Source organism: Aromatoleum tolulyticum, assembly GCF_900156155.1.
GTDB lineage: Bacteria > Pseudomonadota > Gammaproteobacteria > Burkholderiales > Rhodocyclaceae > Aromatoleum > Aromatoleum tolulyticum.
Genome location: NZ_FTMD01000011.1, coordinates 101,431 through 122,002, shown reverse-complemented (window position 1 = coordinate 122,002; position 20,572 = coordinate 101,431). Strand labels below are relative to the sequence as shown.

Genomic DNA, 20,572 nt, shown 5'->3' with positions numbered 1-20,572 from the left:
CCGATGGACCGAGGGAGCGAAAGATCGTTCCCGTGCGCCGGATACGTGTGCCGGAAACAGAACCGCCGGCCTCCGTGAAGGCCGGCGGCAAGCTGACACGTGCCAGCCCTTGCTTGCCTGCCTGCTTACTTGCCTTTGGTGCCGGCCGGAGGCACCGAACCCGTGGCCTTCATCGCTTCCGACAGCAGTGCTGCCTTGTCGATGCTCATCGGCACCGGCGAGTCGGGCGGACACATCGTCTCGGGATCGATGCCGCTGCGGTCCTGACCGAGATCGGCCGGCGTGGGCAGGTCTTCGCGGGCGACGCCCAGCGACCCCATCAGCTGCCCCATGCCCGAAAGCGCGCGCGCCTGCGCGATGACCTGGTCGTAACCCGCATTCACGTATGCACGCCGCGCCTGGAAGTACTCGTTCTCGGTATCCAGCAGGTCGAGCAGCGTGCGCTGTCCGATATCGAACTGACGGCGATAGGCTTCGCGGGCCTTCTCGATCGACAGTTGATGCTGGTCGAGGTAACGCATCTGTTCCTGCAGGCGCTGCACGTCGTTATAGGCGATCGCCAGCGTCTGACGCAGGTCGCGGCAGGCTTTCTCGCGCAGGTCCTTGGCCTGGTTGCTCAGATCGCCGGCCTGGCGCAGCCGGGCGTCGTCGGCGCCGCCGCGGAAGATGTTGTAGCTGAGCACCAGTTCGACGACGCCTTCGCGCGAATGCCCGTCGAACCCGTCGAGGTTGTGGTCGACGGCCTGGCGCGCACGCAGATCGAGGCGCGGATGGAAGGCGGCACGGCGGGAATCGATGAGCGCCTGGCTGGCGCGTACGTTCTCGACGGCCGCATTGAGCGCCGGACTGGTGTTGAAGGCGGTGCGCAGGGCATCCTTCGCGGTGGGCGGGATCTGCCCGAGCGCAGTGCCGACCGGCAGGCCGGGCATGGCCTCCTGCGGCACCTCGCCGACGATGCGCTGGTAGCGCGCGCTCACGTCATGCAGGTTCGATACTTCGGTGAGCAGATTGGATTCGGCGAGTGCCAGACGCCCGGTCGCCTGTTCGAGGTCGACGCGACGGCCCACCCCGGCCCCTGCACGCTCGGCGATCTGGTCGTAGATCTGCTTGTGCTGCACGTAGTTCGCCTGCGCGAGGCGGGTGAGCTCGCGATAGCGCATCACGTCACCATAGGCGCGTACCGCCTCGAGGGCAGCACCCTCGGACGCGTCGACCAGCTCGTAATAGCGCGTCAGTTTGGCATAACCGAAGCGCGCGACCTCGCTGCGGGTGAAGAAACCGTCATACACCATCTGGTTGAGCGACAGCGTCACGTTGCGATGGGTAAAGGTGTCGGTCGACTGCCCCGAACGCCGCAACTCCTCGCGGCCGACACTCGCGACGGCATCCACCTGGGGCAGATAACCGGCACGTGCGACCGCCTGGTCTTCGCGGGCCGCACGGAACGCATTCCATGTTGCCTGCACTTCGGGATTGGCCACCACGGCCTTGCGCGCCGCATCGCGCAGGGCGTCCGGCCCCGCCGCCGTCGCAACGAACGGAAGCGTGGCCAGCACGGCCGTTGCAATCACGGATCGACATGTTTTCATATATTCTCCAACCGACCTGACGTCTATGCACATGGAATTTTCGAGATTGTCCCGCCATCCTGCGCGGCGTCAACTCATAATCAATCTTGTAAGTGAATATTACAGCTCGACGGGGGGCCGAGAACGCCAACTACGCAACACTGCCGTGGCGAAATAGGCCGAAAACAATTGCAGAACGGGCCTCGCGATGACTTCGGTGGCCGATAATGGGCACGACAAGTTCTCCTCCGACACAATGACCGCAGCTCCTTGCCCGCACAGACGGCGCCCCTTTCCGGGCGCGTTTGCTGCAGTCGCGTACGGCCTCGCGGTACTCGCGAGCCTGCTGCTCGGCCTGTCGTATGCGGCGCCGGATCTGGATCGCATGCTGCAGGTGGCGCGCGAGCGCTTCGGCCCGGAAGCCGGCGAGTCGGTCCGCGCCTGGCGCCAGATGCTCGGCGACGCGGCCACGGTCGACGATCAGGAAAAGCTGCAGCGCGTGAACACTTTCTTCAATCGCCGCACCGCCTTCGAAGACGACATCGTGATCTGGCAGCAGAAGGATTACTGGGCCACGCCTCTGGAGACGCTCGGTCGCAAGGCCGGCGACTGCGAGGATTTTTCGATCGCCAAGTACATGAGCTTGCGCCTGCTGGGCGTACCCGCCGAGAGGCTGCGTCTGATCTATGTGCGGGCCAGCATGGGCGCGCCGGGCAGCGGCATATCGCAGGCGCACATGGTGCTCGGCTATTACCCCTCGCCCGCGGACGAACCGCTGGTGCTCGACAACCTCATCGGCGACATCCGCACCGCGTCGCGCCGCCCCGATCTGTTCCCGATCTTCAGCTTCAATGCCGAGGGCCTGTGGGTTAGCGGCGCGAGCAGTTCGTCCGCCGACCCGACGACACGGCTGTCGCGCTGGCGCAGCGTGCTCGAACGCATGCGCGAGGAAGGCTTGCCATGATTGCCGCCACGGCCAGGATTTCCGGAGACCTCTTGTCATGTCCCTGATCAAGCAGCTTTGGATCGCCATCGCGATCGTTACGCTCATCGCCCTGGGAGGCAGCCTGGTGGTGAGCACGCTGTCCGCGCGGCATTACCTGGAGCAACAGCTGCAGGTGAAGAACCTCGACAACGCGACCTCGCTTGCGCTGTCGCTGTCGCAGATGCCGAAGGATCCGGTCACCGTGGAGTTGCAGATCTCGGCCCAGTTCGACGCGGGACATTACCGCCTGATCCGGCTGACCAGCCCGACCGGGGAAATTCTGGCGGAGCGCGAGTATTCCGGCGCGCTCGATGGCGCCCCGGAGTGGTTCATCCGCCTGATCCCGATCGAGCCGCATGCCGGCGTGGCGCAGGTGCAGGACGGCTGGCGCCAGTTCGGCACGCTCACGCTGGACAGCCACAAGCGCTACGCTTACACGGCGCTGTGGCAGGGAACGCTGCAGCTGCTCGGATGGTTCGCGCTGGGGGGGATGCTGACCGGCCTGATCGGCACGCTGATCATCAAGCACATCACGCGCCCCCTCGGTCGCGTCGTCGAGCAGGCCGAAGCGATCGGCGGACGCCGCTTCGTGACCACACCTGAACCCAGCACGCGGGAATTCCGCAGCGTCGTGCGCGCGATGAACACCCTGTCGGAACGCGTCCGCACGATCCTCGCGGAGGAATCGCGGCGCCTCGAGCAACTGCGACGCCAGACGCAGCACGACGAGATGACCGGGCTGCTCAATCGCAGCCAGTTCCTGAACCAGCTGGATTCCGCGCTTTCCCGCGACGATGCGCATGCCGCCGGCACCCTGCTGCTGGCGCGCGTGGGCGATCTCGCGGGACTGAACCAGCGCATCGGCCGCGAGGCGACCGACCGCCTGCTGCGCGACCTCGCGGAGCGGTTTGCCGACCTCGCCACCGGCAACGGAAACTGGGAGGCCGGCCGCATGAACGGCAGCGACTTCGCCCTGCTGGCGCCCGGCCGTGAGGATGCGGACGAACTCGCGAATGAGTTGGCGCGCAAGCTCCACGACACGCTCGACACGCACTTGAAGGATGTCCTCGTAGCCCTGCCGGTCGCGGCGACGAGCTACACCACCGGCGAAACCCGCTCGCAGGTTCTCGCGCGTGCGGACGGGGCGCTCGCAACGGCCGAGCAGACGGGCGCTCGCAGCCTGCGCGTCGAAAGCGGCGGCGCCCCTGCGCCGTACCCGGACCTCCAGTCCTGGCGTGCCGCCCTGCTGTCGGCGATCGAGCACGACGGCGTGCGCCTGGGCGCCTATCCGGTCGTTGCCAACGACGGGCACCTGCTGCACGACGAAGCGCCGATCCGCATCCTGCTCGACGGTGTCTGGCAACCAGCGGGCTATTTCATGCCGCACGCCGCGCGTCTGGGCCTGATGCCGCGCTTCGACATCGCGGTCGTGCATGCGGCCTTGCGTGACATCGCACACGACGGCAGGGAGCGCGGCATCAACGTGTCGGCCGAATCGCTGCGCGACGCGAACTTCCGCGGCGAACTGTTTTCCTTGTTGCAGGCCGACCCGGCAACGGCGAAGGGGCTGTGGATCGAGGTGCCCGAGTACGGCGCTCTGCGCCACCTCGCCGAGTTCCGCACGCTGTGCGTGGCCTTGCAGCCGCTGGGCTGCCGGGTCGGCATCGAGCACGTGGGCGCGCATTTCGGCGAGCTGGGCGACCTGCACGAACTGGGACTCGACTACGTGAAGATCGATTCGGCGATCGTCCGGGGCATCGACAGCAACGCGGGCAACCAGGCCTTCCTGCGCGGACTGTGCATGATCGCGCACTCGCTCGGGCTGATGACGATTGCCGAAGGGGTGGGATCGGCGGCGGAACAGAAAGCCTTGCCGGGCCTCGGCATCGACGGCATGACCGGGCCGGCGGTGCGCCACGGTCCGACGGCCTAGCGGGAGTCGGGCGCAGCGGGCAGACGGCGGCTCAGATCACCCCGTCGTCGTCGAGCAGGCTGAGGTGCTGCAGGGCCTCGCGTGCGCCGCGACGCTCCATGAGCTTGTGCTGCGCGGGCACCGGCAGGTCGGTGAAGCGGATCAGCGAGCGCTCGACGAGGAGCTCGATGAGGTCCTCGAGCACGCGCACGAGACCGAGGTCGGACGCGCCCATCGGGTTTGCGCCCTCGATGATGTCGCGCCCGAATCCGAGCAGATCGGCATCGTCCTCGCCAGCGGCACTCCACCCGCCGCCGTCGGCCGGCTCCCGGCTCACGGCGACGATCTTTCCCTGCGGGTCTCGTTTTATGTACATCATCAATGCACCGGCAGTGGAACGTTGCCATGTTCGGACAGGCGCAGCACCAACTGCAACCGGTCACGCACCCCGAGCTTCTCGAAGATCGCGCCCATATGCGCCTTGACGGTGCGCTCGGTGATGCCGAGCTTCGCGGCGATCTCCTTGTTGCTCAAACCATTGACGACCTCATGGACCACTTCGGCCTCGCGCCCCGACAGCAAGGCCTGCGGCACTTCTGCGTGCGGCGCGAGGGCACGTCCCGCGGCACCGACGACACGGGTCATCAGTTCGGGGCCGACCCACAGTCCGCCGTGGCGGACGACCAGTTCGACGTCCCTGAACACGGACGGCACCGCCAGCGCGTGGCAGTACGCACGCGCACCGCGATCGAGGACGGCGACCGCCTCGGCACCGTCAGGCGTCATGCTGACGACGACGAGATGGCAGCCGGGCAGCGACCGCACCAGCGTGCCGAGATCTTCCAGCCAGTCGCCGCGCCCGGATTCGACCCAGATCACGTCGCCCGGCCTGGCCGCGGTGACGAGGGTCCGCCGCTCGTGACAGACCCCTTCGGGAAACGCGTCCAGCCAACGCGTCGACGGGCGGACCGTTTCGGAGCAAAGAAAGATGTTCTGGCTCATCGTTCGGACAGTGCGTTCGCCTTGGCCCGCAGGACGGGCTTCAGCAGGTAGGAAAGAATGGTCTTCTTGCCGGTGAGGATGTCGATTTCGGCCACCATGCCCGGAATGATCGGCAGGCTCTCGCCGAGGCTCGATTTCACGGTCCTCACGCGCACGGTGTAAAAGGCATTGCCCTTCTCGTCGGTGACGGTATCCGCGCCGATATGCTCGACGACCGCATCGAGGCCGCCGTAGATCGCGAAGTCGTATGCGGTGAACTTGACGAGGGCGCTCTGACCGGGGCGCAGGAAGGCGATGTCCTTGGGCTTGACCTGTGCTTCGAGAATCAGCGCGTCGTCCAGCGGCACGATCTCGACCACCTCCTTGCCCGGCTGCACGACGCCCCCGACCGTATTCACGAGCAGGCGCTTGACCGTGCCGCGCACCGGCGAGCGCACTTCGGCGTGTTTGACGCGGTCGGCGAGCGCGCGCCCGCCTTCGGTCAGGCCGGCAAGCTTGGCCATCGTGTCGGAGAGTTCGTTGCGCTGCACGTTGCGCACGTTCAGCTCCACCTCCTGGATCTTGCGCGTGGCCTCCGAGATCGCGGAATGGATGCGCGAGATCTGCGCTGCGGCTTGGTCGCGCTCGCCCCGCAGGCGTGCGACGTCGCGCTGCAGGCGCAGGATCTCGACCTCGGACACCGCCCCGGAATTCACCAGCGGCCGGGTGACGTTCAGCTCCTGCTGCACCAGCTCGAGGCCGCTGCTGCTCTGCGCGTGGCGTGCGCGGACTTCGTTGAGCTCCTGCTGTCGCTGCTCGAGCTGCTGCCGCGCGATCGACAGCTGGGCGTCGAGTTCGGCGACGGTCGAGTTGTACAGGCGCCGCTCGTGGTCGGCAATCTCGGGCGCCTCGCGCAGCACGTCGCTCGGCATGTTCAGCGCCGTGCCGGCAGTGACGGCCTCCAGCCGCGCGGCCTTGGCGCGCAGGGCAAAATACTGCGACCGGTTTTCCGCAAGCGACGCCACGAAGCGCGTCGGATCGATGCGCAGGAGCAGCGCCCCGGCCTCCACGATCTGGCCTTCGCGCACCGGCATTTCCTCGACGACGCCGCCATCCACGCTCTGGATGATTTGCACCTGCGAGGACGGGATCACTTTCGCATCGCCGCGCGTGACCTCATCGACCGACGCGAAGGCCGACCACAGCAGCAGCAGGACCAGGCCGAGCGCGACGACGCGGAGCAGCATGCGCGCGCGCAGCGGCTCCTCCTGGATCAGCGCCCAGTCGGCATCCGCGGCCCAGCCGAGACGGCCGTTTGCCGATGCGTCGGGCACGAAGCGCGCGAAGAGCCGGTCGAGCCACGGCCTGAGCGGCCTGCCGACCCGCTCCGAAACGTCGCCGATACGCCGGAAGGACTCCTGGCCGATCTCGCTCATCACTTGGCCCTCCCGACCCGCCCCTGACGCAAGGCATCGACGACCTGATCCTTGGGACCGTCGGCGACGATCCGCCCGCCATCGATGACGATGATGCGGTCGACCAGTTCCAGCAACGAGGTCCGGTGCGTGACGACGAGCATCGTCCGGCCCTGCGCATAGCCGCGCAGGCGGCGCTTGAGTTCCTCCTCGCTGGTGAAATCCATCGATGCCGTCGGTTCGTCGAGAAGCAGCATCGGCGGATGATGGATCAGCGCGCGCGCGATCGCGACGCACTGCCGCTGCCCGCCCGAAAGCGACGCGCCGCGCTCGCCGACCTGCATGTCGAAGCCCTGCGGATGCGTGTTGGCGAACTCCGTCACCCCCGCCGTTTCCGCCGCGCGCAGGACTTCGGCGTCGTCGGCGAGCGGACTGGCCAGCGTGATGTTCTCGCGCAGGGTGCCGTAGAACAGGGTCACGTCCTGCGGCACGTAGCCGATATGGCGGCGCAGTTCGGCCGGATCGAGCTGGCGCTGGTCGATGCCGTCGATCAGGATCGCGCCCGAAGTCGGGCGGTACAGGCTGAGGATCAGCTTTTCCAGCGTCGTCTTGCCCGAGCCGACGCGGCCGATGATGCCCACGTGCTCGCCCGCGCGAATATGCAGCGAGATGTCGGACAGGGCCGCGGTTTCCTGCCCGGGGTAGTGGAAGCCGACGTTGCGGAACTCGATTTCGCCGCGGAAGCTCTTGCGGCTGATGAAGCTGGTGTCGTCCGGACGCTCCACCTCCTGGTTCATCAGCTTGTCGAGCGAGGTCAGCGCGGTCGCCGCGTTGTGGTACTGGACGAGCAGGCCCGCGACCTGGCCGATCGGTGCCATCGCACGCGACGACAGCATGTAGCATGCGATCAGGCCGCCCATGCTGAGCTCGTTGTCGCGGATGAGGTAGACGCCGAGCACGATGATCGCAACGCTGACCGCCTGCTGCACCCACGCGGCGCCGTTCATCGCGGTCGACGACAGCAGGCGCAGCTGGGTGCCGACCCGTGCCAGCAGGGCGGCGCTCTTCTCCCACTTGCGCTGGATCGGCCCTTCGGCGCACACCGCCTTCACCGTCTCCATCGCCACGAGCCCTTCGACGAGGGTCGCGTTGCGCTGCGCGCCCGCGCGGTAGGTCGTTTCGGCGAGCTCGTGCATGCGCCCCTGCACCGTCATCGCATATACGAGCAGCACGACGACGCCGACGACGAAGGGCAGCATCAGCGGCCACCCGATCCAGCCGATGACGATCAGGAAGACCAGCGCGAACGGCACGTCGATGAAGGCCACCACGGTCGCCGAACTGATGAAGTCGCGCACCGACTCGAAGGCACGCAGGTTGGCGGCGAAGGAGCCGGCCGACTCGGGACGCTGCTCCATGCGCAGGCCGAGCACGCGCTCCATGATCGCCGCCGACAGCTTCACGTCGGCACGGCTGCTCGCGAGATCGACGAAGTAGCCGCGCATCGTGCGCAGGACGAGATCGCCGGCGAGCACGATCAACACGCCGATGCCGAGCACCCACAGCGTCTCCATCGCATGGTTGGGTACCACCCGGTCGTACACGTTCATCACGAACAGCGGCATCGCGATCGCGAACAGGTTGATCATGAAGGCCGCGAGCAGCACGTCGCGATACAGGGGGCCGTTTTCCGCGATCACGCCCCAGAACCAGTGCTGACGCCTGACCGGGCGCACCTCGGGCGTGCGCGCGTCGAAGCGGAACATCGGACGGGCATAGATCGCGTGACCGTCGTGCCGTGCCGCGAGTTCGGCGCGCGTCATCTCGACCGCCGCCTCGCCCAGTTCCGGGAACACCACCCGTGCGCGCTCGCCGTCCTCGCTCCACCCGAGCAGCACGCAGGCCTTCTCGCCCTTCAGCAGGAGCACGGCGGGCAGCAGAGAGGGATTCAGTTTTTCGGGCGCACAGCGCACGAGCTTGCTGCTCAACCCGGCACGCCTCGCCGCACGTGCGAACAGCGCGGGGTTGAGCCGCCCGTCCTCCAGCGGCAGTCCGGCGAGCGCCGCGTCCCGCGTCGTCGCCGCACCGTGCGCCCTTGCTATCAGCAGGAGGCAGTCGAGGAGCGCATCGGCATCCGCGTGCATCTCTTTCTCATTGCCTTCCGGACGCGCGAACACGCCGTTGAGTTCCAATACTTCAGCCACGCAATTTCTCGCTATGTGATCACGGTGACTCGCACCCGGTCGCGTCTGCGATTCTCGCAGCAAACGTAACAATTTGCGTCATCCGAACCAATTGTCCCATCTCCCTGAAAACCGGTACGTGACAGGCTGCTCAGACTTCACACCGCACGGCCGACCGGAAGTGCATGCTCGCGCGGCGCCGGATGCCCTTGCGACCGCGATGAGTCCGTTCCAGAATCGAATATCGGCGCCCGTCTTCACGGCCCCATCATGCATTTCGCAAGGACTCAGCCATGCAGCAAGCGCAACGCAGGCACTTCTCGCGCATCCGCTTCGACACCGGCGCCCGCCTGCTGGTCGGCGACCGCGAGTACCCGTGCGAAGTCCGCGACCTGTCGCTCAAGGGCGCCCTGATCCGGTCCGCAGCAGACCGGCTCCCGGCCCCGGGTGAGCGCTGCCTGCTCGAAATCGCACTCGACGACGCAGGCGCCGCGATCCGCATGGAGGGGGACGTCGCACACAGCACAAATGGCTGCGTCGGACTCGTCTGCCGCGAGATCGATCTCGACAGCCTCACCCACCTGCGCCGGCTGCTGGAACTCAATCTCGGCGATCCGGGATTGCTGCAACGCGAACTCGGCGTGCTGCAGGAGAACTGAGCCCCCGGCAGCGGGGCGTGGGCGGCTAATGCTACAATGTTGCATTAGTTGCCATCTCCGTGCCCGCGATGCCCACTCCGGACGTTTCCCCTGCCGCCCATCTGATTGCCGCCCGCGGCGGCCGCGTCACGCGTGCGCGCATCGCCGTACTCGAGATCCTGCAGGACAGCCCGCGCTCGCTGAACCACGACGATGTCGCGGCGCGGCTTGCCGCGGACGGGATGCCGCACGACCGGGTGACGCTGTACCGCACGCTCGACTGGCTCGTCGAGCAGGGGCTCGCGCATCGCATCATCGGCCCCGATCGCGCGCGACGCTTCAAGGCGGGCGGCGAGACGCGCAGCCAGCATGCGCACTTCCATTGCGACCGCTGCGGACACGTGCTGTGCCTCGAATCGATCCGCCCCGAAGAACAATTCGCGCTGCCGGCCGGATATCAGCCGGAACGCGCCGAACTGGTGTTCCACGGAACCTGTGCCGATTGCGGCCGCCAGCGAGGGACAAAGGCCTGAGGACATTCCCGGCCTCGGCCCTTGAAAACAACAATGCCCCGACACGACGAGACCATGCCATCCACATCGAGCGGTGCGCTGCCGCACACGCATCACCACCATGACCATGAAGGCGGCCACGCGCACGATGCCGCGCGCGCCACCGCCTTCCCCGGCACCGCGCTGCAGCTCGGCGTCGGCGCGCGCATCACCCTTGCGGCGGCCGCCGCCGCGGTGCTGTGGCTCACCGTAGGCTGGGCGCTCGCATGAACGCCCGCGACACCATCCTCGAACTCGACAACCTGACCCTCGGCTACGACCGCCACCCGGCCATCCACCACCTCCGCTGCCACATCACGCGGGGGGCGCTGGTCGCGATCGTCGGGCCCAATGGTGCGGGGAAATCCACGCTCTTCAAGGCGCTGACCGGCGAATTGCAGCCCCTGCAAGGACATTTCCGCATACACACGGGCAAGGAAGGCATTGCCTACCTGCCGCAGCAGAGCGAGCTCGACCGCAGTTTTCCCGTGTCCGTGTTCGACATGGTGTCGATGGGGCTGTGGCGCGAGATCGGCGCCTTCCGCGGGCTCAGCCGCAGCCAGGCGGAGCGCGTGCGCGCGGCCCTCGCCGCGGTCGGCCTGTCGGGTTTCGAGGCGCGCCAGATCGGCACGCTGTCGGGCGGCCAGCTGCAACGCGCACGCTTTGCGCGGATGATGCTGCAGGATGCCAACCTCCTCCTGCTCGACGAACCTTTCAACGCGATCGACGCGCGCACCATCGAGGATCTCGTCGCACTGATCCTGCAGTGGCATGCCGAAGGCCGGACCATCCTCGCAGTGCTCCACGACCTCACGCTGGTGCGGCACCACTTCCCGGAAACCCTGCTGCTCGCGCGCGAATGCCTCGGCTTCGGTCCGACCGCCGAGATCCTCACCGCCGAACACCTCGCCACCGCCCGCCGGCTCGCCGGCGAGTTCGACGCCACCGCTCCGGTGTGCCACCGCCCCGAAGCGGAGACCGCATGATCGCGGAAGCCCTGTTCGGCCCGTTCGCCGATTTCGAATTCATGCGGCGTGCGCTCGCGGGCTGTCTCGCCCTCGCGCTGGGCGCGACGCCGGTCGGCGTGTTCCTGCTGCTGCGGCGCATGAGCCTGATGGGCGACGCGATGGCACACGCGATCCTGCCCGGCGCCGCGCTCGGCTATCTCGCCTTCGGCCTGTCGCTCGGGGCGATGACGATCGGCGGCATCATCGCCGGCATCGTCGTCGCGCTCGCAGCCGGCCTCGTCGCGCGCTCGTCCATCCTCAAGGAGGATGCCAGCCTCGCCGCCTTCTACCTGCTGTCGATCGCCACCGGCGTGATGATCGTGTCGCTGCGCGGACGCAACCTCGACCTGCTGCACGTGCTGTTCGGCTCCGTGCTGGCGCTCGACGACGCCTCGCTGCTGCTGATCAGCGCGATCACGACCGCGACGCTCGTCGCGCTCGCGCTGCTGTACCGCCCGCTGGTGCTCGAATGCTTCGACGCCGCCTTCCTGCGCGGGGTCAGCGCCGCCAGCCCGATCGCCCACTACGGCTTTCTCGTGCTCGTGGTGCTGAACCTCGTCGCCGGCTTCCACGCCCTCGGCACGCTGATGGCGGTCGGCATCATGATCCTGCCTTCGGCCGCCGCACGCCTGTGGGTCAAGCGCCTGCCGGCGATGCTCGGACTCGCCGTCCTCATCGCCTTCGCGAGCGGTGTCGGCGGACTGCTCGCCTCCTACCACGCGGACGTTCCCGCCGGACCGGCGATCATCCTCGCGACCGGCATCGTGTACGTGCTGTCGCTGATCCTCGCGCCGGGCGGCATGCTGGGCGCCCGCCTCGACCGCCGCCCCCACCTCGAATCCTGACCGGATGCAAGACCGCATGCGCCACATCCTGCATCGTCTCCTCGCCCCCCTCGCGGTACTGCTCGGCCTCGCCGCCCAGCCGGCGCAGGCAGCCCCCCTCGAAGTGGTCACGAGCTTCAGCATCCTCGGCGATTTCATCCGCCAGGTCGGGGGCGACCGGGTCAAGGTCACGATGCTCGTGGCGGCCGATCAGGATGCACACAACTTCCAGCCGCGCCCGTCCGACGCCCGCCGCATCGGCGCCGCGCAGCTGGTGGTCGCCAGCGGTCTGGGCTTCGACCCCTGGCTCGAGCGGCTGGCACAGACCGCCGGCTACCGGGGCCGCATCCTCGTCGCCAGCCAGGGCGTCGAACCCATCGCCGCAACCGACGAGCACGACGACGCGCACGGCCATGGCAAGAGCTCCCATCAGGACGCCGTCGATCCCCACGCGTGGCAGGACGTCGCGCGCGCGCAGCGCTACGTCGCGAACATCGCCGACGCGCTCGCACAGGCCGATCCGGCGAACGCGAAGGTCTATCGTGACAATGCCGCGCGCTATGCGGCCGAACTCAAGGCGCTGGACAGCGACATCCGCACCGCGCTGGCCGCAGTCCCGGCCGAGCGGCGCAAGGTCGTCAGCGCCCACGATGCCTTCGGCTACTTCGCCCACGCCTACGGCGTGCGCTTCCTCGCCCCGGCCGGCATCAGCAACCAGTCGGAGCCCTCGGCGGCCGGCGTCGCACAGCTCATCCGCCAGCTGCGGCGCGAGAACGTGCCCGCAGTATTCGTCGAGAGCGTCAGCGACCCGCGGCTGATCGAGCGCATCCGCAAGGAGAGCGGCGCACGCCTCGGCGGCACGCTGTATTCGGATGCCTTATCGGCGGCCGACGGCCCGGCGCCGACCTACGTGGCGATGATGCGCCACAACCTGCGCACGCTGCTGGACGGAATGACTCCCGGCGGCCGCAATTAAGCCGGTGACCAAGCACCGTTCGGGCTGAGCCTGTCGAAGCCCTGCCACCGCCCTTCGACAAGCTCAGGGCGAACGGATGTATTTGCCGGCCCTGACCGCCTCAGCGCGACGACGCGGCGAGCAGCGAACCGGCCGCGACGAACATCCCGCCGAACACGCGGTTCTGCGCCTTCATCATGCGCGGGCTGCGCAGCCAGCGCCGGCAGCGGCCGGCGAGCAGCGCATAGCAGGACATCACGACCATGTCGGTGCCGACCATCGTCGTCGCGATGATGAGGAACTGCGGCCACTGCGGCAGCTGCGGGTCGATGAACTGCGGCACCAGCGCGACCATGAAGACGATCGCCTTCGGATTGGTGAGGTTCACCAGCACGCCCTGCAGATACACGCCGCGGGTGTCGCGCGCCGCGGTCCCGTCGTCGAGCAGTTCGACCGGGGCGCGCCATTTGCGCACGCCGAGCCAGATCAGATAGCCGGCCCCGGCGATCTTGACGATCAGGAAGGCCGTCGCCGACGCCGCCAGCACGGCGCCCAGGCCGAGCACGACGATCGCGAGCTGGATCAGCAGCGCCGTCTGCAGGCCCAGGATCGCACGCAGCGCCACCGCATAGCCGTGACGCAAGCCCGTCGCCATGCTCAGCACCGCCCCGGGTCCCGGCGAAACGGCGATCACCACCGCCGCGGCAAGAAACGCCAGCCACATGTTCCAGCTCATCGCATGCGCTCCATACGGTCCATGTCGCCGTTCAGAAGAACAGTGCGTGCAGCATCTTGGCCGACAGCAGCATCAGCACGCCGGCGAAGATCTTTCTCAATACGGCCACCGGAAGCCGGTGCGCCAGCCGTGCGCCCAGCGGCGCGGTCCAGGTGCTCACGACGCTGATCAGCACCAGCGCCGGAAGATAGATGAACCCGAGGCTGTAGGAGGGCATCCCCGTGCTGCCCCAGCCGTTCACCAGGTAGCCGAGCGTGCCCGCCAGCGCAATCGGCAAGCCGATCGCCGCCGAGGTGCCGATTGCGTGATGCACCTTCACGTTGCACCAGGTCATGAACGGCACCGACAGCGAACCGCCACCGATCGCCACCAGCGCGGAAATGCCGCCGATGCCGGCACCCACCGCGCTCATCCCGACCGGCCCGGGCAACTCGCGCGAGGGCTTGGGCTTGATGTTCGCGAGCATCTGCAACGACACATAGGCCATGAAGCAGGCGAAGAAGATCGCCAGCGGCTTGGATTCGATCCGCGAGGCAACAAAGGTCGCCGCGAAGGTGCCGGCGAGGATCCCCGGCGCAATGAAGCGCACGACGTCCCAGCGCACCGCGCCGTGCTTGTGGTGCGCACGCAGGCTCGCGATGGAGGTCATGACGATCGCCGCCATCGACGTGCCGAGCGCCAGATGCACGACGCTCTCGCGCGGCATCCCCTGCGCGACGAATAGCGAAGTCAGCACCGGCACCATGATCCCGCCGCCGCCGACCCCCAGCAGGCCGGCGAAGAATCCGACGAAGGCCCCCAGCGCGAGGTAGCTCAGCCACCACACATCGAAATCCATCAATTCCCTTCCCTAGCTGCGCGGAATCCGCTCCGCGGCGTTCCGGCCCCCGCGCCGGACATGGCAAAATAAAAAAGCAAAAAAGAGGCGCGGACCGAAATCCGCGCCTCTCTCGTTTGGCCCCCGCAGTGTCGCCTCGGCCGGCATCCTGAACCTGGGGTTCAGGGAGGTCGCTTTCCTTCCGCATCAGGCTCACCCGGCTAGGGGCGTGCACACCTGCGGCATCCATGGTCCGCGACCAAGTCTCTCGACATTGGTCCAAGGAATCTACGACTTCGACGACACAGCGGGGATTGACCTTACATACGCACCAACCCGCGCTAACTACCTGTTAGAAAAGCTTTTCCTGCTGCGCCAGCACTCCATCGAGCCGCGCATTCACGAGACCGATTCTACGCTTCGCGGCCTGCATGTCAAACCCGCCGGAGCGCTGAAACTGCAAAAATTCGTGCGCGATATTCAGCGCGGTCATGACAGCCAGTTTCTCGCCCGACGCGTTGGTGCGCGCCGCAAGGCTGTTGAGTTTTTCTTCGAGAAAGGCGACCGCCGCAAGCAGACCTTCGCGGTCCTCGGGACGGCAGGCGACGGAATAGGTCTTCCCGAGCAGGGAGATGTCGAGGGTGTCGGTGGGCATGTCAGGATTCCGGCAACTGCGCGAGCAGGGCTTCGAGCTTTTCCGTTGCAAGCCGGACCTTGTCGGCGAGCACACGGTTCTCGGCCTCCAGCCGCACGACGCGCGTGCGCAACTCGCGCCCTTCCGCGCGGCACGATTCGAGCAGGCCGACAATCTGTTCGACTTGGTTCTCGAGTTTATTCAGTTCTGCGTCCATCGGCGGGATGGTAGAGGCGCCCCGGGAGGCGGTCAAGGCAGTCCGCTCAGGCCTCGGCCGAATGCACCCAGTCGAGGGCCTCGAACTGCAACCGGTTCAGTTCGCCGACATCGATGCCCAGCACGTTGGCAAACGAGGTCACGCGTTGTGCATCGCCGCGCTCGAATGCGAGCATCAGTTCGAGATACGGCGCCATCGGCCCGCGCTGGTGCAACAGGGCATCCTGCATCGTGTCGGACAGCTTCAGCGGGCGGATCGCGTCCTCGAGCGGCACCTTCAGCGCGACGTCGAGCAGCGAGAACAGGCCCAGCACGAAGAGCTGGGCGGCGGGGTCGCGCTCGCCACGCAGACCGCCCAGGAGCTCCAGCAGGCGTCCACGCACGAGGGCATCCTCCATCACGACGGCGGCACCGGGCGCACTGCGCGCGCTGCCCAGCAACATCATCGACACCCAGCGCTGCAGCGGCTGCTGCCCGAGCACGAGGATCGCCTGTTCGACCGAGCTGATGGGGTGATTGAGCCCCCACGCGGCCGCATTCACGTAGCGCAGCAGCCGATACGCGAGGGCGAGATCGTGCTTGAGGATGACGGCGATTTCCTGGGTATCCACGCCGCTGCGCAGACGCTGCAGCAGGGATGCGAGGCGCATGCCGTGCGGCGACAGCGAGTTGCCCTTCCAGTCTTCGCGGCGCGTCACGAAACCGCCGGAGAACGCCTTGCAGCCGAGCCTCGCCGCGAGTTCGAACTCGTCCGGCGTACCCACCTCCCAGGCCCACACGGGCAAGTCGGCGCGCCGCTGCCGCACCGCACGGATGTACAGGCCGAGGTCCTCGGGCAGGCAGAACCCCATGCGGAACAGCGCTGCATCGGCCTGCGGCAGCATGCTGTCGAGCCACACCCCGGGCTCGCCGTGATCGAGCACGATCTGCACGCCGGCCGCGCGCAGGCGCGCAGCGCTCGCCAACGTTTCGGCGGACGCGGCACGCGTGGGCAGCTCGGGACGCACGAGCAGGGTCGCATCGAGCCCCTGCAGACGCTCCAGTGCGGGATTGGCGAGGAAGCCCTCCCATACCCGCAGGCACACCCGGCGGGCTTTCAGCGCCGCGCCATGGCCGTAACGGTCGATCTGCTCGACGAGCAGGCTGTCGAGAAAATCGCGCGCACGCCGCCCCGTCGCACGGATGCGCCCGGCGACGTCCTCGCGCAGTTCGAAGGCGTAGCCGGTCAGGTTCTGGTCGCGGTCGAGCATTTCGCTGCGACACAGCAGCGAAAGCGACGCATCGGCCGGCCGCACCTCGTCGTCGGCCGGGCGTGGCACGACGTTCGCGGCAGCCGGCACCGCAGTCGGCCCCGGCCCCGCAGGCGGAGAAACGGACGACGGCTGCGGCGGCGCTGCGGACGGCGACGGTTCGCGCGGCTGGACGGGAATGGCCGGCGAGAATGCCGGCCGCTCGGGCTCGATGCCGAAGAGACGCTTCAGCCAGCCCAGCATCTCAGGGCCTGCCGCCGTCGAAGGCCGCGCGCACGCTCATCGCGTCAGCGTTGCACCTGGGTCACGTCGCGCACGGCGCCGGTATCGGCGCTGGTCGTAAGTGCTGCGTAGGCCTGCAGCGCGGCCGAAACGACGCGCTGGCGATTGGCCGGCTTCCACGCCCGGCTGCCCTTCGCTTCCATCGCGGCACGGCGCCGGGCGAGCTCGTCGTCGCTCACCGCCAGGCGGATGCTGCGATTCGGAATATCGATCTCGATCGTGTCGTCCTCCTCCACCAGCGCGATCGCGCCGCCGCACGCCGCTTCGGGCGAGGCGTGGCCGATCGACAGGCCGGAGGTGCCGCCGGAGAAGCGGCCGTCGGTGAGCAACGCGCACGCCTTGCCCAGCCCCTTGGACTTCAGGTAGCTCGTCGGGTACAGCATCTCCTGCATGCCGGGGCCGCCCTTAGGCCCTTCGTAGCGGATGATCACGACGTCGCCCGCGCCGACCTTGTCGCCGAGGATGCCTTCGACCGCCGCTTCCTGGCTCTCGAACACGCGCGCCTTGCCGGTGAATTTCCAGATCGACTCGTCGACGCCGGCCGTCTTCACGATGCATCCTTTCTCCGCGATGTTGCCGTACAGCACGGCGAGGCCGCCGTCCTGCGTGAAGGCGTTGGCACGGTCGCGGATGATGCCCTTGGAACGGTCCATGTCGAGCTCGTTCCAGCGGCGGTTCTGCGAGAACGCGACCTGGGTCGGCACGCCGCCGGGCGCGGCCTTGTAGAACTCGAACACGGCGTTGTCGTGCGCCTGCATGATGTCCCAGCGCGCGATCGCTTCGCCGAGGGTCTTGCTATGCACGGTCGGCACTTCGGCGTGCAGCAGGCCGGCGCGGTTGAGCTCGCCGAGAATGCCCATGATGCCGCCGGCGCGATGCACGTCCTCGATATGCACGTCGGCCACCGCGGGCGCGACCTTGCACAGGCAGGGCACCTTGCGCGAGACGCGGTCGATGTCGGCCATCGTGAAATCCACCTGCGCCTCGCGGGCGGCGGCCAGCAGGTGCAGCACGGTGTTCGTGGAGCCGCCCATCGCGACGTCGAGGCTGATCGCGTTCTCGAAGGCCTTGAAGCTCGCGATCGAGCGCGGCAGGACCGCAGCGTCGTCGTGCTCGTAGTAGCGGCGCGCCATGTCGACGATGGTGCGGCCGGCCCTGCGGAAGAGCTGTTCGCGGTCGGCATGCGTCGCGAGCACGGTGCCGTTGCCCGGCAGCGACAGGCCCAGCGCCTCGGTCAGGCAGTTCATCGAGTTGGCCGTGAACATGCCGGAACATGAGCCGCAGGTCGGACAGGCGGAGCGTTCGATCGCATCGACCTCCTCGTCCGAGCAGCTGCTGTCGGCGGCCTTGACCATCGCGTCGACGAGGTCGAGCGAGATCACCTTGGCTTCCCACTTGACCTTGCCCGCTTCCATCGGACCGCCCGAGACGAAGATCGCCGGGATGTTGAGGCGCAGCGCGGCCATCAGCATCCCCGGGGTGATCTTGTCGCAGTTCGAGATGCACACCATGGCGTCGGCGGTATGCGCGTTCACCATGTATTCGACGCTGTCGGCGATCAGCTCGCGCGAGGGCAGCGAATACAGCATGCCGCCGTGGCCCATGGCGATGCCGTCATCGACGGCGATGGTATTGAACTCCTTGGCGACGCCACCCGCGGCTTCGATCTCGCGCGCGACGAGCTGGCCGAGGTCCTTCAGGTGCACGTGCCCCGGCACGAACTGGGTGAAGCTGTTGACGACGGCGATGATCGGCTTTTCGAAGTCGCCATCCTTCATGCCGGTGGCGCGCCACAATGCGCGGGCACCCGCCATGTTGCGGCCGGCGGTGGAGGTACGGGAACGGTACTGGGGCATGGTGTCCTCTACTCAGGGTTCGGGCGCACGCTGCATCGGCGGTGCGTCACACGGAATCAAGTCTTGGAATTCTAACCGAAGGCAAACGGTGCTCGGCTATCATTGCCCACCCAGGCCCTGCCCCACACCAACGATAACCATGACCGAGCCAAGCGCCCCCGATTCCCCCACCGATGGCTTCGACCTCGATCCGATAGAAATCCGCGTCCTCGGCGTCCTGATCGAGAAGGCCTTCGTGACGCCGGACGCCTATCCCTTGTCGCTGAACGGCATCGTCACCGGCTGCAATCAGCTGACCGGACGCGAGCCGGTAATGAGCCTGTCGGACGGGGAAGTCCAGGCCGCGGTCGACCGCCTGATGACGCGCAAACTGGTGTCGCGGCGCGATCAGGCGAGCGGACGCGTGGCCAAGTACGAGCACCTCGTGCGCCTGCGCCATTCGCTGCCGCCGGCCGAACAGGCCGTCGTCGCAGTACTGCTGCTGCGCGGCGCGCAGACGGCCGGGGAAATACGCCAGCGCGCCGAGCGCATGTACCGCTTCGACGATATCGGGGCGGTCGAGGCGGTGCTGGAGCACCTCGCCGAGAAATTCCCGCCCATGGCCGACGCCCTGCCGCGCGCACCGGGCACCAAGGAGACGCGCTACGCGCACCTGCTGGGGGGAACGGCGGCGTTCGAGGCGATGGGCGAATCGCTGGCGGGTGCGCCCTCCGGCGGTGCCGCGCGGGGACGCACGACCGAACTGGAAGACGAGGTGCGCCGCCTGCGCGAGGAACTCGACCGGCTGCGCAGCGACTTCGACACCTTCCGCGCCCAGTTCGACTGAAGCGGGGCGCGTGGCAACCATGCTGATCCATCCGCAGTTCGATCCTGTCGCACTGTCGCTCGGCCCGCTGTCGGTACGCTGGTACGGCCTGATGTATCTCGTCGCGTTCGTGCTGTTCATGCTGCTCGGGCGCGCCCACGCGCGCCGCCGCCCCGAAACGGGATGGACGCCGCAGCAGATCGACGACCTGCTGATGTACGGAATGCTGGGCGTGGTGATCGGCGGGCGGCTGGGCGAAGTGCTGTTCTTCCAGCCGGCCTACTATCTGGCGCATCCGGCCGAGATCCTCGCCGTGTGGAAAGGGGGCATGAGCTTTCACGGCGGCTTCCTCGGCGTGCTGGCAGCGATGTGGCTGTACGGCAGGCGCACGGGCAAGGGATTCTGGGCCGTCACGGACTTCATCGCGCCGCTGGTGCCGACCGGCCTCGCAGCGGGGCGCATCGGCAACTTCATCAACGGCGAGTTGTGGGGCCGGCCGGTGGACGGCGACCTGCCCTGGGCGATGATCTATCCGTGGGTCGACAACCTCCCGCGCCACCCTTCGCAGCTGTACCAGGCCGCCGGCGAGGGCCTCCTGCTGTTCGTGCTGCTGTGGCTGTATGCGGCAAAGCCGCGCCCTGCGCGGGCGGTGTCGGCGACGTTCCTGCTCGGGTACGCGATTCTGCGCTTCGCCGCGGAATTCTTCCGCACCCCGGATCCGGGGATTTTCGGCGTTCTCTCGCTGGGACTGTCGACGGCGCAGTGGCTGTGCGTGCCGATGTTCGCCGCCGGGGCGTGGCTGCTGGCAGCGGGTCGCGGCACAGGGGCAGGCGCCCGCTGAGGAATCGATGACGCCCGCACAGACGGGCGCGACTGAATAACCGGACGACATAACCGGCGGGGCAGTTCCGTGCAAAAGTTCGCACGATGACATGTTCATTTCTGGCACGATGACGC

The 20,572-nt window shown here is 67.7% G+C and carries 21 protein-coding genes; 10 read left to right on the top strand and 11 right to left on the bottom strand.

Features of this window, described 5'->3' with window-relative positions; all coding sequences use genetic code 11:
- Positions 1 to 125: 125 nt before the first annotated feature.
- On the bottom strand, positions 126 to 1,589 hold the full coding sequence (locus BW991_RS16710; protein ID WP_076603246.1) for a TolC family outer membrane protein: 1,464 nt from the start codon (positions 1,587 to 1,589) through the stop codon (positions 126 to 128).
- 235 nt (positions 1,590 to 1,824) lie between these two features.
- On the opposite strand from BW991_RS16710, the gene BW991_RS16705 reads away from it, so the two are divergent.
- Positions 1,825 to 2,532 carry a transglutaminase-like cysteine peptidase gene (locus tag BW991_RS16705; protein WP_076603297.1) on the top strand — a complete coding sequence of 236 codons (708 nt, stop codon included), beginning with the start codon at positions 1,825 to 1,827 and terminating at the stop codon, positions 2,530 to 2,532.
- Positions 2,533 to 2,569: 37 nt separating this feature from the next.
- Entirely contained in the window at positions 2,570 to 4,486 is a 1,917-nt protein-coding gene (locus BW991_RS16700; protein WP_076603245.1) for a bifunctional diguanylate cyclase/phosphodiesterase, read from the top strand.
- 31 nt (positions 4,487 to 4,517) lie between these two features.
- Here BW991_RS16700 and BW991_RS16695 read toward each other — a convergent pair whose 3' ends face one another.
- Genes BW991_RS16695 through BW991_RS16680 form a run of 4 tightly spaced genes read right to left on the bottom strand, consistent with a single transcriptional unit; the run spans position 4,518 to position 9,005 of the window.
- Entirely contained in the window at positions 4,518 to 4,841 is a 324-nt protein-coding gene (locus BW991_RS16695; RefSeq protein WP_244551732.1) for a hypothetical protein, read from the bottom strand.
- Between the two features lie 2 nt (positions 4,842 to 4,843).
- Positions 4,844 to 5,467: a response regulator transcription factor gene (locus BW991_RS16690; RefSeq protein ID WP_076603243.1), complete on the bottom strand. Its 624-nt coding sequence runs from the start codon at positions 5,465 to 5,467 to the stop codon at positions 4,844 to 4,846.
- A complete protein-coding gene (locus tag BW991_RS16685; RefSeq protein WP_088179628.1) occupies positions 5,464 to 6,882 on the bottom strand; it encodes an HlyD family type I secretion periplasmic adaptor subunit in 1,419 nt (472 codons plus the stop codon). The genes BW991_RS16690 and BW991_RS16685 overlap by 4 nt, the downstream gene beginning before the upstream one ends.
- A complete protein-coding gene (locus BW991_RS16680; RefSeq protein WP_088179630.1) occupies positions 6,882 to 9,005 on the bottom strand; it encodes a type I secretion system permease/ATPase in 2,124 nt (707 codons plus the stop codon). The genes BW991_RS16685 and BW991_RS16680 overlap by 1 nt, the downstream gene beginning before the upstream one ends.
- Positions 9,006 to 9,337: 332 nt before the next feature.
- On the opposite strand from BW991_RS16680, the gene BW991_RS16675 reads away from it, so the two are divergent.
- From BW991_RS16675 to BW991_RS16650, 6 genes are all read left to right on the top strand, one after another.
- Positions 9,338 to 9,703: a PilZ domain-containing protein gene (locus BW991_RS16675; protein WP_076603241.1), complete on the top strand. Its 366-nt coding sequence runs from the start codon at positions 9,338 to 9,340 to the stop codon at positions 9,701 to 9,703.
- A gap of 68 nt (positions 9,704 to 9,771) precedes the next feature.
- On the top strand, positions 9,772 to 10,215 hold the full coding sequence (locus BW991_RS16670) for a Fur family transcriptional regulator (protein ID WP_076603240.1): 444 nt from the start codon (positions 9,772 to 9,774) through the stop codon (positions 10,213 to 10,215).
- Between the two features lie 33 nt (positions 10,216 to 10,248).
- Entirely contained in the window at positions 10,249 to 10,464 is a 216-nt protein-coding gene (locus BW991_RS16665; protein ID WP_076603239.1) for a hypothetical protein, read from the top strand.
- The gene (aztA, locus tag BW991_RS16660) at positions 10,461 to 11,219 is read left to right on the top strand and encodes a zinc ABC transporter ATP-binding protein AztA (RefSeq protein WP_076603238.1); all 759 of its coding nucleotides are present in this window, start codon (positions 10,461 to 10,463) and stop codon (positions 11,217 to 11,219) included. Before BW991_RS16665 ends, aztA begins: the two co-directional genes overlap by 4 nt.
- Positions 11,216 to 12,085 carry a metal ABC transporter permease gene (locus tag BW991_RS16655; protein WP_088179627.1) on the top strand — a complete coding sequence of 290 codons (870 nt, stop codon included), beginning with the start codon at positions 11,216 to 11,218 and terminating at the stop codon, positions 12,083 to 12,085. Before aztA ends, BW991_RS16655 begins: the two co-directional genes overlap by 4 nt.
- A 16-nt stretch (positions 12,086 to 12,101) precedes the next feature.
- Complete coding sequence (locus tag BW991_RS16650; RefSeq protein ID WP_084205125.1) at positions 12,102 to 13,040, top strand: metal ABC transporter substrate-binding protein; 939 nt, start codon at positions 12,102 to 12,104, stop codon at positions 13,038 to 13,040.
- Positions 13,041 to 13,140: 100 nt separating this feature from the next.
- Here the strand turns inward: BW991_RS16650 and rhtB are convergent, their stop codons facing one another.
- The 6 genes from rhtB to ilvD form a co-directional block, all read right to left on the bottom strand.
- Entirely contained in the window at positions 13,141 to 13,755 is a 615-nt protein-coding gene (rhtB, locus tag BW991_RS16645; RefSeq protein ID WP_076603236.1) for a homoserine/homoserine lactone efflux protein, read from the bottom strand.
- Between the two features lie 31 nt (positions 13,756 to 13,786).
- Entirely contained in the window at positions 13,787 to 14,593 is an 807-nt protein-coding gene (locus tag BW991_RS16640) for a sulfite exporter TauE/SafE family protein (RefSeq protein ID WP_076603235.1), read from the bottom strand.
- A 331-nt stretch (positions 14,594 to 14,924) separates the two neighbouring features.
- Positions 14,925 to 15,227: a cell division protein ZapA gene (locus BW991_RS16635; protein ID WP_076603234.1), complete on the bottom strand. Its 303-nt coding sequence runs from the start codon at positions 15,225 to 15,227 to the stop codon at positions 14,925 to 14,927.
- Position 15,228: 1 nt separating this feature from the next.
- Positions 15,229 to 15,423, bottom strand: coding sequence for a hypothetical protein (locus BW991_RS16630; protein WP_076603233.1), 195 nt, complete (start codon positions 15,421 to 15,423; stop codon positions 15,229 to 15,231).
- Between the two features lie 46 nt (positions 15,424 to 15,469).
- The gene (locus BW991_RS16625) at positions 15,470 to 16,915 is read right to left on the bottom strand and encodes an EAL and HDOD domain-containing protein (RefSeq protein WP_076603232.1); all 1,446 of its coding nucleotides are present in this window, start codon (positions 16,913 to 16,915) and stop codon (positions 15,470 to 15,472) included.
- Positions 16,916 to 16,959: 44 nt separating this feature from the next.
- Complete coding sequence (ilvD, locus tag BW991_RS16620) at positions 16,960 to 18,810, bottom strand: dihydroxy-acid dehydratase (RefSeq protein WP_076603231.1); 1,851 nt, start codon at positions 18,808 to 18,810, stop codon at positions 16,960 to 16,962.
- A gap of 139 nt (positions 18,811 to 18,949) precedes the next feature.
- On the opposite strand from ilvD, the gene BW991_RS16615 reads away from it, so the two are divergent.
- Positions 18,950 to 19,636 (top strand): YceH family protein, encoded by a 687-nt coding sequence (locus BW991_RS16615; protein WP_076603230.1) that lies wholly within the window; start codon positions 18,950 to 18,952, stop codon positions 19,634 to 19,636.
- A gap of 19 nt (positions 19,637 to 19,655) precedes the next feature.
- Positions 19,656 to 20,456 (top strand): prolipoprotein diacylglyceryl transferase, encoded by an 801-nt coding sequence (gene lgt, locus BW991_RS16610; protein ID WP_076603229.1) that lies wholly within the window; start codon positions 19,656 to 19,658, stop codon positions 20,454 to 20,456.
- The last annotated feature ends 116 nt before the right edge of the window (positions 20,457 to 20,572 follow it).

Bases quoted from the DNA above. Each gene is read 5' to 3' on its own strand.
- BW991_RS16710 (WP_076603246.1), bottom strand. From the start codon at position 1,589: ATGAAAACATGTCGATCCGTGATTGCAACGGCCGTGCTGGCCACGCTT.
- BW991_RS16705 (WP_076603297.1), top strand. From the start codon at position 1,825: ATGACCGCAGCTCCTTGCCCGCACAGACGGCGCCCCTTTCCGGGCGCG.
- BW991_RS16700 (WP_076603245.1), top strand. From the start codon at position 2,570: ATGTCCCTGATCAAGCAGCTTTGGATCGCCATCGCGATCGTTACGCTC.
- BW991_RS16695 (WP_244551732.1), bottom strand. From the start codon at position 4,841: ATGTACATAAAACGAGACCCGCAGGGAAAGATCGTCGCCGTGAGCCGG.
- BW991_RS16690 (WP_076603243.1), bottom strand. From the start codon at position 5,467: ATGAGCCAGAACATCTTTCTTTGCTCCGAAACGGTCCGCCCGTCGACG.
- BW991_RS16685 (WP_088179628.1), bottom strand. From the start codon at position 6,882: ATGAGCGAGATCGGCCAGGAGTCCTTCCGGCGTATCGGCGACGTTTCG.
- BW991_RS16680 (WP_088179630.1), bottom strand. From the start codon at position 9,005: ATGCACGCGGATGCCGATGCGCTCCTCGACTGCCTCCTGCTGATAGCA.
- BW991_RS16675 (WP_076603241.1), top strand. From the start codon at position 9,338: ATGCAGCAAGCGCAACGCAGGCACTTCTCGCGCATCCGCTTCGACACC.
- BW991_RS16670 (WP_076603240.1), top strand. From the start codon at position 9,772: ATGCCCACTCCGGACGTTTCCCCTGCCGCCCATCTGATTGCCGCCCGC.
- BW991_RS16665 (WP_076603239.1), top strand. From the start codon at position 10,249: ATGCCCCGACACGACGAGACCATGCCATCCACATCGAGCGGTGCGCTG.
- aztA (WP_076603238.1), top strand. From the start codon at position 10,461: ATGAACGCCCGCGACACCATCCTCGAACTCGACAACCTGACCCTCGGC.
- BW991_RS16655 (WP_088179627.1), top strand. From the start codon at position 11,216: ATGATCGCGGAAGCCCTGTTCGGCCCGTTCGCCGATTTCGAATTCATG.
- BW991_RS16650 (WP_084205125.1), top strand. From the start codon at position 12,102: ATGCGCCACATCCTGCATCGTCTCCTCGCCCCCCTCGCGGTACTGCTC.
- rhtB (WP_076603236.1), bottom strand. From the start codon at position 13,755: ATGAGCTGGAACATGTGGCTGGCGTTTCTTGCCGCGGCGGTGGTGATC.
- BW991_RS16640 (WP_076603235.1), bottom strand. From the start codon at position 14,593: ATGGATTTCGATGTGTGGTGGCTGAGCTACCTCGCGCTGGGGGCCTTC.
- BW991_RS16635 (WP_076603234.1), bottom strand. From the start codon at position 15,227: ATGCCCACCGACACCCTCGACATCTCCCTGCTCGGGAAGACCTATTCC.
- BW991_RS16630 (WP_076603233.1), bottom strand. From the start codon at position 15,423: ATGGACGCAGAACTGAATAAACTCGAGAACCAAGTCGAACAGATTGTC.
- BW991_RS16625 (WP_076603232.1), bottom strand. From the start codon at position 16,915: ATGCTGGGCTGGCTGAAGCGTCTCTTCGGCATCGAGCCCGAGCGGCCG.
- ilvD (WP_076603231.1), bottom strand. From the start codon at position 18,810: ATGCCCCAGTACCGTTCCCGTACCTCCACCGCCGGCCGCAACATGGCG.
- BW991_RS16615 (WP_076603230.1), top strand. From the start codon at position 18,950: ATGACCGAGCCAAGCGCCCCCGATTCCCCCACCGATGGCTTCGACCTC.
- lgt (WP_076603229.1), top strand. From the start codon at position 19,656: ATGCTGATCCATCCGCAGTTCGATCCTGTCGCACTGTCGCTCGGCCCG.